This is a genomic window from Clostridium nigeriense (genome assembly GCF_050585245.1).
Lineage (GTDB): Bacteria > Bacillota > Clostridia > Clostridiales > Clostridiaceae > Clostridium > Clostridium nigeriense_A.
Window position 1 is genome coordinate 1 of record NZ_JBNOOF010000013.1, and the last position, 13,338, is coordinate 13,338.

Sequence of the window (13,338 nt, forward strand, 5' to 3'; positions counted from 1 at the left end):
GTTTTAGAGGCTTTTTTTATGAAGGGTGGCTTACTTTTTAATGAAATTTATGGTCTACTTATAGTCTCCCCTATACAAATCCTAAAAGACAAATGTTATACTAAAATTAATTAACTTAATTATTAGAATATTTGGAGGAAAACAAGCAATGAAAAAAAATATAAGTAGTATGAATGGAATGAAAATACAAGTTTTACGCAATATAAAGGAAAAAAGACATTTTCATCCTGAGATTGAGATAATATTTGTTGTTTCAGGCATGCTTTGTGTAGATACGAAAGATAGTCACTACGAGCTTTCAAAGAAGGATATTATTTTATTTAATTCTAATAATTATCACAAGGTAGAATACATAGGAGATACAGTTATATGCAGGGTATACATTTCATACAAAATGCTTGCTCAGGTGGTTAACAATGGAAATTACATTTTTTACTGTAATTCTGTGTCTGATAAAGCTAATTCATATATAGAATTGCAGAATATAATGAAAAGAATTGTATTTAGTTATGCTGGACAGGAAAGACAGACAGAATGTCTTAGATATGGTTTAGTATTTGAACTGTTAGATGTATTGATAGAGAATTTTCAGAAGAATGGGGATTGTTTTAAATATAAAAAAGGGAATAAGGAAAATGAACAGATTCAATATATTATAAATTATGTGAATTTGAATTTTCAAAATTCCATTAGTCTTAGTAAATTAGCACAAGAAATGTATACTTCCACATCTACCTTATCTAGATTTTTTAAGAATCAACTTGGAATTTATTTTGGAGATTTTGTAAATCAAGTTAGATTAAATTATGCAGTTAAGGATTTACTAGAAACAGATAAAACAATAACAAAGATTGCGGTAGATTGTGGTTTTTCTAATGCTTCTATTTTTAGTAAAACCTTTCAAAGCACATATGATATGTCACCAACTCTATATCGTAAACAGCAATTAATGAAAAAAGATTCTTTAGAGGAATCACTAGAATTGGACAAAGAAAAATTAAGACAAGAGATTAATTTACTTCAACAAGAAGAGGGAAAAAAAACTTTAAGTGAAGAAATTAATGTACAAGTTTCAGTTAAAGAAGAGAAAAACTATAAAAAATTTTGGAATATTGTACTTAATGCAGGAGCATCACATAATCTCATATTAGCAAATGTTCAGTCACATATTAGTTATCTTGTGGAGCATCTAAATTTTAAGTACGTAAGAATATGGAATATATTTTCTAAAAAATTGATGATACAAAGAAATAATAATGATTTTAACTATAATTTTAATATGGTAGATATTATTTTAGATTTCCTTATTAGTAATGATGTGAAGCCTTTTATAGATTTTGTAAAAAAACCAGATTGTGCCATAAAAGCAGAAGATGAGACTATTTATTATGAAGAAGATTATATTGATTTTGATAATATGAAGCAATGGAATAGAATGTTTGAAAATTTTATATTACATATAATAAAACGTTATGGAAAAGAAGAGGTTGAGGGATGGAAATACGAATTCTCATTAGATGTAAGACCAAATAGATTTTATATAAAAGATGATAATGAAAGTTTTGAAGAATTATTTGAACATAGTTTTAAATTTATAAAAAAGCATATTCCAAGAGCAGAAGTTGGAGGATTTGGTGCTGTTATAGATTTAAATTCTGATAAACTCTTAGATCGGTTGAAATATTGTAAAGAAAAAGAGTGTATTCCAGACTTTGTATCAATAATATGTTTCCCATATATTCAGGTAGAAAAAAGTAATAAAGTCTTTACTAAAAGAATTACAAGTGAATTTGCTGTATCTAATCAAGTGAAAAAAGCTAGAAACAATTTAGATGAATATGGTTTTAAAAAGTGTAAGCTGTATGTTACTGAATGGAACAATTCATTATCTAGTAGAAACTATTTAAATGACAGTTGCTTCCGAGGAGCATACGTAGCTAAAATGATAAATGAGCTTTGGGATATTCCGGATTTAATGGGAATATGGATGGGATCAGATCTTGTTAGTAGTCATTATGACACTTCTCGAATTGCTAATGGTGCAAGTGGAATAATTACTAAAGATAAAATTAGAAAACCAGTTTATTATGCATTATCATTTTTGGATAGAATGGGTTCAAAATTTATTGAAAAAGGTGAAAACTATATAATTACTTCTAATGGGGGAAATAGTTATTATATTCTTTGTTTTAATTATAAAGAATATAATTGTAATTATTACTTACAAGATGAAGATAATTTAGATATAAGCGAATTATCAGAGTTATTTGAAAATAATGATGATTTAAAATTAAATATAGATTTAATTGGAATGCCAGAAAATCAGAAATTTATCATAAAGAAGCACACAGTTAACAAGGAATATGGAAGTATTTTAGGACAGTGGAGTAAGTTTCAATATGAAAAGGATATTGAAGGCAGTGATTTAAAGTATTTAAGTGAAATATGTATTCCTAATATAACTATGGAAAAACAAATAGTTAAAAATGAAGTTTTACAAATATATACTATCTTAAAAAGTCATGAAATTTCACTGATTCACATATATGAGGATAATTAGCTATACTAAAATGCAACAAATATAATATGATTTGTTGCATTTTTTTAATAAGAAAATTAGATTTGCAATAAAAGTCATGTTTATGAAATTAAAGAAAAGCATTACATGACACGAAAAGGTATATTTATATTACATAGTAAATCATTTTTGAATTTACTTGATATAAAAACTACTGCGCAGAGATTAATCAAATAGGAAAGGAATGAAGGAAATAAAGATGGATAATGTAGAATTTGGATCAAAAGAAACTGCTATTCAAGTTGAAAAGAAAACAGATGATTTTTATGGACCTGACTATTTTGATAAAAATGAAAATAAAAATAAAAAATTAGCTTCAAAAGCAGCTGTTATTTGTTATGGCTTTGGAGATTTGGCTTCACAGTTTATTTGGACATTTGTTGGATCATATTTAACCATATTTTACACAGATATTGTAGGTCTTACACCAATTATTGTATCTGCAATTATGCTGGGAGCGCGTATATTTGATGCTGTTATTGATCCTATTATGGGAGCTATAGCTGAACGTACAAGATCGAAATGGGGGAGGTTTCGTCCTTATATTGCATTTGGATGCCCTGGCTTAGCATTATTTGGAGTTTTAACATTTATAAATCCATTTGGTGGATCATCTAAAGCAGGAATTATATGGGCTGTTGTTACCTATACCATAGCTGGAATTTTATACACTGTAGTAAATATTCCATATGCAGCATTATCAGGTGTTATGACAGAAGATGCTGATCAAAGAAATAAAATTAATACATCTAGAAATATTGGTATGAATATTGGAATGATTATAGTAAATTCATGCTCAGCAGGATTAGCATTATTTTTTTCAGGCACAGGATCAGAAGTTGCAACTGGACATGGATATATGATGACAGCTCTTATTTATAGTGTAATTGCGATTCCACTATTCCTAGTTGTATTCTTTACTTCAAAAGAATATGTTGCTCCAGGTCATAATGATTCAAAATTTTCTCTTAAAGCAACAATAAATAATTTGGTATGCAATAAATATCTGATGATTGTTACTGGAATTATGGCATTACAGATGACTGCTTTTATGGGCAGAATAGCTGTTTGTGCTTTCTATGTAATTTATTGTTTGGGTTCATTTACAATGATTGCGCTAATTATGACAATTCCATCTATTGGAGCTGTAATAGGTTCATTGTTTGTCCCATATTTCGCAAAGAAATTGGGTAAAAGAAATGTGTTAATGTATTCAATGCTTATTCAAGCAATTGGACTTTTAATAATTTATTTTTCACCATTTAATAATATGGCAATGGTAATTGCAGGATGTTGCGTATTTGGCGTGTTTAATGTTGGCTTTCCAATGACATTATCAATGGTAGCAGACTCAGTGGATTATATGGAATTAAAAACAGGTATTCGTACAGATGGTACTGCTTATGCAACATATGGACTAGCAACTAAATTAGGAAATGCCCTTGGTGGTTCTATTGGAATACTTTTACTTAGTGCATTTGGATATGTTGCAAATGCACAACAAACACCTGGTGCACTCAGAGGAATAAATATAGTAGTAAATTTAATTCCAGCACTATTATTTATTGGAGCAGCATTATTATGTCTTCTATGGAGAATGACTGATGAACAGGCTGATGATATTCGTATAGCATTAACTAAAAAGAAAGAACAAGTAAACTAATAAAAACTTAATTATAACTGAGCATTAATAATAAATGTGCTCAGTTTATTTTAACGTATAGAATAATAGTTAAACTTTATTTCATATAGAAATAATAATAAAAATATAATTTTTAGATGGATTAGAGAAAGGTATGTTATTAAATAATCAAGCTGCATGTTTAGAGTAAATTTATTCTTTTTTCTAATATGATATGATATAATCAGATTAAACCATATACAAAATCCAATATATGCACTTGCAAGGTTAACATTGCAAGAAGAAGGTGATTTACACAATGTTTAAAGAATCCATAATGAAAATAGGTATATTTAAATCAATAGAGAAGGAAAAGTACATTCATAAAGACTTAGACTTATTATATGTTATAAAAGGAGAAGCATTTTTATGGGGTGAGTCTAATGAATATATTATGAAAAAAGATGATGTATTATTAATACTGTATGCTCAAAAGTTTTTAAACTCAACAAGCCTCTAGCTCTTCATAAAATGAAGGGGATAGTTGCTTGTTTTTTATTATTTTAGTTATGCTTAATGTCGCATTTTTACCCATAATGTGAAAAATGTTTTGTCGTAAGTAGCTTGCTACAGTTGCCTCTGATGCTACCTCAGAAGATATTGTCCTTAAAAATCTAAATTTACATCTTTTTAGGTCGGTTTCTGAAAATTTCAAAGAAAGTATTCTAGCCATGAACCAATTGATTTTTATCATAACTATAAGGAAGATATAAAATTATTATTTCAAAATGGGTTGTATGATTGCCTACATGTGTGGATATCCAAGCACGTGTAATCCAATGGATATATTAAAAGCTCAACAGCATGATCAAATGAAAAATATGTTAAGTGGGGATGTCAAAATTAGAGGATACTATCCAGGTTTTGCGAAACGTTATTTTGAAGAAAACAATATTAATATAGTTATTGAAGAAGATGATGCTGAAATATTAAAAAATGGAGTAGTTGACTTTTATTCATTGAGTTACTATATGACTAATTGTGTTGGTGCTGATAAATCTAAAGATGAAGTTTCTGGAAATTTAATTGTTGGATTAAAAAAAAATATTTAAAAGTAAGCAAATGGGGGCAAATAGATTCTGAAGGTTTTAGATGGGTTTTAAATAATGTTTATGATAGATATCAAATACCAATTATGATTGTAGAAAATGGATTAGGCGCAGATGATATTGTTGATGAAAATGAAAATATAAATGATGATTATAGAATTGAGTATTTAAGAAAACATATTGAACAAATGCAAGAAGCAATTGAGGATGAGGTAAATCTAATTGGATACACACCTTGGATTTGCATGGATTTAATAAGTTTGTCTGGTGGAGAAATGAAAAAGAGATATGGTTTTATTTATGCGGACAAGGATAATGAGGGAAAAGAAACTTTAAAATGTATTAAGAAAAAATCATTATAGACTTAACTTTGCAATAACTTAGTATAGCAAGTTTTATTATTCAAGAAGAGAATATGTGGCTAAAATGATAAATGAGGTTTTACAAATATGTACTACATTAAAAAGTAATGAAATTTCATTGATTCATATGTATTAAGATAATTAATGAAATTAAAATGCAACAAATCTAATATGATTTGTTGCATTTTTTTTAGAAAAAAATCTGATTTGCAATAAAAGTCATGTTTATGAAATTAGAGAAAAGAATTGAATTAGAGGAAAAGGTATATTTATATTACAAAGTAAATCAATTAAATATTTAATTTAAAATATATGACCATAAATATTAACAATCAAAGTAATAATGGAGGTAAGAAAAATGAAAAATAATAAATTACAAGTAGCAGTAGTAGGATGTGGAGGAATAGCAAATCAAAAACATTTTCCAGCATTAACATCACAAAAGGATAAATGTGAAATAGTGGCATTTTGCGATATTATCGAAGAACGTGCAGTGCAGGCAGCAGAAAAATTTGGTGCAGAAGGTGCAAAAGTTTATACAGATTATAATGAATTATTAAAAGATAAAGATATTGATGTTGTACATGTATGTACTCCAAATGTAGCTCACTGCCCAATAACAGTTGCAGCATTTGAAGCGGGGAAACATGTTATGTGTGAAAAGCCAATGGCTGCAACGACAGAAGATGCAGAAAAGATGATGGCTGCATGGAAAAAGTCAGGTAAGAAATTCACAATTGGTTATCAAAATCGTTTTAGAACAGATGCACAAGCCTTAAAACGTGCCTGTGAAGAAGGAAAACTTGGAGATGTTTACTTTGCAAAAGCCCATGCTATTAGAAGAAGAGCAGTTCCAACATGGGGAGTATTCCCAGATAAATCTAAGCAAGGTGGTGGCCCATTAATAGACATTGGAACACATGCTTTAGATATTACATTATGGTGCATGGATAACTATAACCCTGCAAGCATAACTGGTTCTGTATTTGAAAAATTAGGACATCTTCCAGAAGCAACTGAAGGAAATATGTTTGGACCATGGGATCCTAAAACATATGAAGTAGAGGATTCTGCATTTGGATATATTAAGATGGAAAATGGAGCAACTATTTTCTTAGAATCATCATGGGCTCTAAATGTAAAAGACTCTAGGGAAGCTGCGACAACCTTATGTGGAACAAAAGCAGGAGCTGAAATGATAGGAGGAATGAGTCAGCAAGGTTATGACTTAGTATTTAATGAAACTACAGGTGGTGTATTAACAGAAGAACATATTTCTGACACAGGAGCAATTGCATTTTTTGAGGGCTCTACAGGTGGAACTCCAGAAGTAAAAGAATGTAAACAATGGTTAGAAGCAATTATAGAAGATAAAGAGCCATTAGTAAAACCTGAGCAGGCATTTGTAGTAACTCAGATTTTAGACACAATATACAAATCAGCAGAACAAGGTAAAGAAATAAAATTAGGTTAATTAGAATATTGGTTTTATCTTTCCAATAAGTATTATTACAATTTCAAATAAATTAAATTTGTTTAATTAAGATAAGTAGATAAAGTCAATTGAGTATAAAGTAGTAAAAGCAAATTAAAGAAAATATTTTTGAAATCTAGTATATACGTCTCGTATAGAACTATGGAGGCGTATATACAAAATAAAAAGCGAATAGAAAGGGGAAAAGAAAAAATGAAGTTGGGATTTGTATCAGCAATACTTGATCAAGCAGATTATGAAGAAATGATGGACACAGCAGAAAAATTAGGATTTCAGTGTGTTGAGGTAGCTTGCTGGCCACAAGGAAAGGCAGAACGTCGTTATGCTGGAGTAAGTCATATTAATGTAGAAAAAATTTTAGAAGATGATGTATATACCAAACATATTTTAGATTATGCAGAAGAGAAAAAAGTTCAAATCTCATCGCTAGCATATTATCCAAATACTATGGATTCAGATTTGGAAAAAAGAAATACTGCAGTAGAGCATTTAAAAAATGTTATTAGAGCCAGCAATAAACTTGGAATTGGAATGGTAACTACTTTTATTGGACGTGATCAGACTAAAACAGTTGAAGAAAATTTGGAACTTGTAAAAGAGATATGGCCACCTATTATAAAATTGGCTGAAGAATTAAAAGTTAAAGTAGCAATTGAAAACTGTCCTATGTTATTTGGAGTGGATCAATGGCCAGGTGGACAAAATCTTATGACAACACCAAGAATATGGAAACAGGTATTTGAGATTTTGCCAAGTGATTATCTTGGAATAAATTATGATCCATCTCATTTTGTATGGCAGATGATTGATTATATAAAACCTATTTATGAATTTAAAGATAAAATTTTTCATGTACATTATAAAGATATTAAATTATATACAGATAAATTAAATCAAGTTGGAATTATGGCATATCCATTAGAATTTATGTCACCTAAACTACCAGGACTTGGAGATGTAGATTGGGGCAAGTATGTAAGTGCATTAACAGATATAGGTTATGATGGACCAACATGTATTGAAGTTGAAGATAAGGCTTTTGAAGGCAGTCAGGAAAAAGTTATGGACAGCTTGAAATTAAGCAAAAGATATATAGAACAATTTGTAATTTAATAAGGGAGGATAAGAAAATGTCTAGAATAAAAACATGTGTTAGTTTATACAGCTTACAAGATGAGTATTTAAATAAGAGAATGAATTTAGAAGATATTATGTATTTTATGAAAGAAAATCAAGTAGATGGTATTGAAATATTACCAGATCAGATGCTTAAAGGAGCACCAGATTTATCAGAAGAAACTTTAGAAAGATGGAATAAAATAATTAAGGAAACTGGATTAACTCCTGTTATTGCTGATGTATTCTTAAATACAAATCTTTATAAAAATCGTACATTAACTCATAGAGAATGTGTAGAGTTATTAGTTAAGGAGATTAAACAAGCAGACAAACTTGGAATTCGTTTAATACGTTTAGTATCAATGGTGCCTTACTGGGTATTGGAACCATTATTACCTTACTGTGAAGAATATAATGTAACAATTGCATTAGAAGTTCATGCAGGTATGGCTTTTGATATTCCAGAAACTAAGGAATTTATAGAAGAAATGAAGAGGCTAAATTCAAAATATATTGGACTTGTAATTGATACTGGTATTTTCTGCAGAAAATTTCCAAGGGTAGTTAAAAACTATGAATTAAACAATGGTGCAAGTACAGAAATGTTTGAATATATTGATAGATTATTTGAAAAGGGTACAGATCTTCATAAAGTATGTAGAGAAAATGGAGGCAGTTTCCCAGAAGATTTTAAAGCAACTATGAAAACTCAGGAAGATCATATGTTTGCACCATTATGTGATGGTTATGAAAACTATTCTTATGATGTTTTAGATGAATATATGCCATATATTAAGCATTTTCACTTTAAGTTATTTGAAATGACTGAAGAAGGACCAGAATACTCAATGGACTATAAGGGATTATTACAATATCTTCATAATCATAATTATGATGGTTATGTAGCAACAGAATATGAAGGAAATAGATTTACGCTTCCAGGAAAGCAAGTTGTAGAAAAAGAACAAGTAGTGGCTCATCAAAAATATATTCGTGAGTGTTTAAAAGAGATTCAAGGGTAGGAGGAATTAATATGTTTGATAATAATGTTTTTATTGATAATAGTTGTGTGAATGTAGTTGAAAATGGTAAAGTCATAGGATATGAGATGGAAACCAATATTACCTATTATCGTGGAATTCCACTTTCAATGGTTGAAAATATTCGTGTAGAGGTAGATGGAAAAGAAGAACCATCAGAAAGCATAAGAATTTCTACAGATAAAACTGACTGGTTTACATTAAAAGAAGCAGAAACAGTAACTTCTTATAAATGGGAATATGGCGAACCACTTTATATAAGAATATTAAAAGAAAATGGATTAAATAAAGGTAAACATAAAGTTAAATTAACAGTTGCAACAAGAACAGCTTATATTCCAGTACCTTTAGAGGGAAATAAAGAAAGAACAGTAGCAATTGGATAGGAGAAAAATTATGGAGAAGAAAAAAGTACTTGGAATATCATTTGGAAGAAAAATGGGTAATACAGAAGTGATGGTAAAGCATGCACTTTTAGAATGTGAAAAATCAGGATGTGATATTCAATTTATTCGTGCAGATGATTTAAATATTCATATATGTACAGGATGTATTTCTTGTGTTGTTGGTATGACTACTGGCAGGGGAAAAGGAAACTGTGTATTAAAAGATGATTTTCATATAATTGATGAAGCTATTATGGAAAGTGATGCAGTTATTGTTGGATCTCCAGTATATGAAATGACACCTACTGGTAATTTCAAAGTTGTTTGCGATAGAATTGGACCATCTCATGATATTTCATTCCGTAAGACAACTTATGATGCGGGATTAGTAGCTGGAAAAGATAAGAATTTGCTTCCAGATGAACGTAGTTTTAAGAAGAGAGTTGGGGCATTAGTTGCAGTTGGGGGCGCCATGACAGAAAATTGGCTTGCTTTTGCACTTCCTACTATGTTTGCATTTCCAATGTCTTTAGGAATTGATATTATTGATACTTACAAATATTATGGTGCAATGTCATATGAACATGTTTTAGGAAACGATAAAGTTATTAATAGAATGAGCGAAGTAGGTAAGCATATTGTAGAAGCATTAAATACTGAAGATGAAAAGGAACGTACAAAATGGCGTGGAGATAAAATAGGTATTTGTCCAGTATGCCATAACGATATGTTAGAAGTAACTCATAATGGAATGGAAGTAGAATGCCCTGTATGTGGAATTTCTGGACAATTAAAAGTTAAAGATAGTGAAATCTCAGTTGATTTTTCAGATGAACAGATTGCAAGATCTAGAATGTTTTATGCAGGTAAATTAGAACATTCTACAGAAATCAGAACTTGTGCAGTAGGACCTGGGCAAATTCCTGATTTGAAGGAAAGAAAACAAAAATATCTACATGTTGGTGAGTAAGGAGGCAGAATTATGGAAGATATACGAATTGGGATTATTGGACATGGGTTTATGGGGCATGAACATGAAAAAATGCTTACAAATATAAAGGGTATTAAGCTTATAGGATTTTCAGATAGAGATAAAAGTCAATTGGGTGATGTTAAACAAGGACTAAAGCGTTATTCAAGTAATGACGAATTAATTAATGATCCCGAAGTACAAGTTGTATTGATTGCAGCAAATAATAATCAGCATCATGATTTGGTCATTCAAGCGGCAAGAGCTGGAAAAGATATTATTTGTGAAAAGCCAGTAGCTATGACTGTTGCAGAATTAGATGATATGATCAAGGTTGTTAATGAATGTGGAGTAAAGTTTACTGTTCATCATCAAAGACGTTATGATCAAGATTTCCGTATTACAAAGGAAATTTATGATAAGAAATCTTTAGGTGATGTATATATGATAAAAAACAGCCTTTATGGATTTAATGGGAATATGCATGATTGGCATGTTTATAAAAAAGAAGGCGGCGGCATGCTCTATGACTGGGGAGTTCATCTAATCGATCAAGTACTATGGATGATGCCAGATGCAAAGATAAAGAGTGTTTTTGCAGATGTTAGAAATATTATTAATTTTGAGGTAGATGATTATTTTAAGATATTATTAAAATTTGATAATAACATAATGGCCGAAATAGAACTTGGAACATATTTATTAACAGATAAAAGCCAAGATAAATGGTTTGAACGTCATTGGCTAATGAGTGGAAATAAAGGGACATCATATGTAGATGGTTTTGAACCTGTTGGAAAGATTACTAGGACAACACGCCTTTTAACTAATGTTACAGGCACCCGTACTATGACAGCAGCTGGACCTACTAGATCTTTTGGACCACCTTCAGAAGGAACTTTAGAATTTGAAGATGTTCCAAAAGTAAATACTTGCCACGAAGATTATTTCAAAAATTATGTTAAAGCATATCATGGTGAAGAAGAATTTCTTGTTAAGATTTCTGAAACTAGAAGAGTTCTTGCACTTATGGAGGCTGTTAGGAAATCAGCACAGACAGGAAAATCTATAGATTTTGAATAGTAAATATTGAAAAAGATTCTATAGTTTGATAAGCAAGTAGATGGAAAATGCAATTTAAAAACTAAGCTTTAATAGTTGGCATTGTATAAGCACTTTAGAATAATTTTTATTGTTTTAAAGTGCTCTTCTGTTTTTTAAAGATTATTATATGAATAAACAAATATAGTAGTCAACTATAAAAAATTAATAAAAATAGATTAGGAGAATATAAGATGATACGATATGCATTTGGAATAGATATAGGCGGAACAACAGTAAAGATTGGATTATTTAAAAGCAATGGGGAATTAGTTGAAAAATGGGAAATAGATACGAGAAAAGAGGGGAATGGTCAATATATTTTAGGTGATGTTGCACAAGAAATAGAAAATAAGATTAAAGAAAAGGGCATCACAAAGAATATGGTAATAGGTGCTGGTATAGGTATACCTGGTCCTGTTAGTAGTGATGGAACAGTTTTAAAATGCGTTAATTTAGGATGGGGAGTATTTAACGTAGAAGAAAGATTAGGGAAAATGATTAATATTCCAGTAAAGGCAGGAAATGATGCTAATGTAGCAGCACTAGGAGAGATGTGGCAGGGTGGAGGAAATGGACACAAAAATGTAGTTATGGTTACTATAGGAACTGGAATTGGTGGTGGAATTATAATTAATGGAAATATTGTTTCAGGAGCAAATGGTGCAGGAGGAGAAATTGGACATATCAAAGTAGTTAAAGATGAAGTTGAAATTTGTGGATGTGGAAAAACAGGATGTTTAGAACAATATGCATCAGCTACGGGAATAGTTAAAGAATGTAAGAAAGTTATAAATAATTATGAAAGTGATTCTATTTTAAGGAGATATGATGAATTGACAGCAAAAGATATTTTTGATGCAGCTAAAGAAGGCGATAAATTAGCTAATAAATTGGTTGAAGATTTAGGAGAAAAATTGGGACATGTGTTTGCAAATATATCATGTGTATGTGATCCAGAAGTTTTTGTCATAGGAGGAGGAGTATCAAAAGCTGGAAATATACTTGTGAATGTAATTAAAAAGTATTTTATTAAGAATACATTTCATGCATGCGAAAATACAGAATTTAAGCTCGCGAAATTAGGAAATGATGCAGGAATATATGGTGGAGTAAAACTGATTTTAAATGAAAATATTTCAAGGTAATCTAATCTTCTCGGTCTTAATGTAGCAATAGAAGCTTCAAGAGTAGGAGAGTATGGAAGAGGTTTTTCAGTGGTAGCTGGTGAAATGAGGAAATTAGCATCAAACAGTACTGAAACAGCCCTGAAAATTTCAGGTGCTCTTACTGAAATGAATAGTAGTATTGAAGTTATTCTAAAAACTATAAATGAATTAGGACAAATATCAACAAATCAAGCTGCAAGCTTAGAAGAATTATCTGCAACTACAGAAGAAATTTCATCAAACTCGGAGGTTTTAGTTGAACATATAAAATTAAATCAATAATTATTAACTACCAAGATGTAGCAATAAAAATAATAAATTGAGAGAAAAAAGAAAGTGATATTAATTTATAAATAATTATATGAAAAATAAATCACTAGATATAATG

Annotated in this window: 10 protein-coding genes and 2 pseudogenes; all 12 read left to right on the top strand. The window is 29.9% G+C overall.

From position 1 onward, the window contains the following. The first annotated feature begins 148 nt into the window (after positions 1-148). Positions 149-2,560: a GH39 family glycosyl hydrolase gene (locus ACQPUY_RS15860; RefSeq protein WP_430842717.1), complete on the top strand. Its 2,412-nt coding sequence runs from the start codon at positions 149-151 to the stop codon at positions 2,558-2,560. A gap of 217 nt (positions 2,561-2,777) precedes the next feature. Next, positions 2,778-4,241: an MFS transporter gene (locus ACQPUY_RS15865; RefSeq protein WP_430842719.1), complete on the top strand. Its 1,464-nt coding sequence runs from the start codon at positions 2,778-2,780 to the stop codon at positions 4,239-4,241. 295 nt (positions 4,242-4,536) lie between these two features. Continuing rightward, positions 4,537-4,719: a hypothetical protein gene (locus ACQPUY_RS15870; protein ID WP_430842721.1), complete on the top strand. Its 183-nt coding sequence runs from the start codon at positions 4,537-4,539 to the stop codon at positions 4,717-4,719. Between the two features lie 253 nt (positions 4,720-4,972). Continuing rightward, positions 4,973-5,670 (top strand): annotated as a pseudogene (locus tag ACQPUY_RS15875) (glycoside hydrolase family 1 protein); the annotation flags it as partial. 358 nt (positions 5,671-6,028) lie between these two features. Next, on the top strand, positions 6,029-7,144 hold the full coding sequence (locus tag ACQPUY_RS15880) for a Gfo/Idh/MocA family protein (RefSeq protein ID WP_430842723.1): 1,116 nt from the start codon (positions 6,029-6,031) through the stop codon (positions 7,142-7,144). A 213-nt stretch (positions 7,145-7,357) separates the two neighbouring features. Next, a complete protein-coding gene (locus ACQPUY_RS15885) occupies positions 7,358-8,278 on the top strand; it encodes a sugar phosphate isomerase/epimerase family protein (protein WP_430842725.1) in 921 nt (306 codons plus the stop codon). A 17-nt stretch (positions 8,279-8,295) separates the two neighbouring features. Continuing rightward, positions 8,296-9,306: a sugar phosphate isomerase/epimerase family protein gene (locus tag ACQPUY_RS15890; protein ID WP_430842727.1), complete on the top strand. Its 1,011-nt coding sequence runs from the start codon at positions 8,296-8,298 to the stop codon at positions 9,304-9,306. Positions 9,307-9,317: 11 nt separating this feature from the next. Then, a complete protein-coding gene (locus ACQPUY_RS15895) occupies positions 9,318-9,710 on the top strand; it encodes a C-glycoside deglycosidase beta subunit domain-containing protein (protein WP_430842729.1) in 393 nt (130 codons plus the stop codon). A 10-nt stretch (positions 9,711-9,720) separates the two neighbouring features. Next, positions 9,721-10,680 (top strand): NAD(P)H-dependent oxidoreductase, encoded by a 960-nt coding sequence (locus tag ACQPUY_RS15900; RefSeq protein WP_430842731.1) that lies wholly within the window; start codon positions 9,721-9,723, stop codon positions 10,678-10,680. Positions 10,681-10,692: 12 nt separating this feature from the next. Further along, entirely contained in the window at positions 10,693-11,763 is a 1,071-nt protein-coding gene (locus tag ACQPUY_RS15905) for a Gfo/Idh/MocA family protein (RefSeq protein WP_430842733.1), read from the top strand. 212 nt (positions 11,764-11,975) lie between these two features. Continuing rightward, positions 11,976-12,929 carry an ROK family glucokinase gene (locus ACQPUY_RS15910; RefSeq protein ID WP_430842735.1) on the top strand — a complete coding sequence of 318 codons (954 nt, stop codon included), beginning with the start codon at positions 11,976-11,978 and terminating at the stop codon, positions 12,927-12,929. A gap of 15 nt (positions 12,930-12,944) precedes the next feature. Further along, a pseudogene (locus ACQPUY_RS15915) lies at positions 12,945-13,232 on the top strand (methyl-accepting chemotaxis protein); the annotation flags it as partial. Positions 13,233-13,338: the final 106 nt, after the last annotated feature.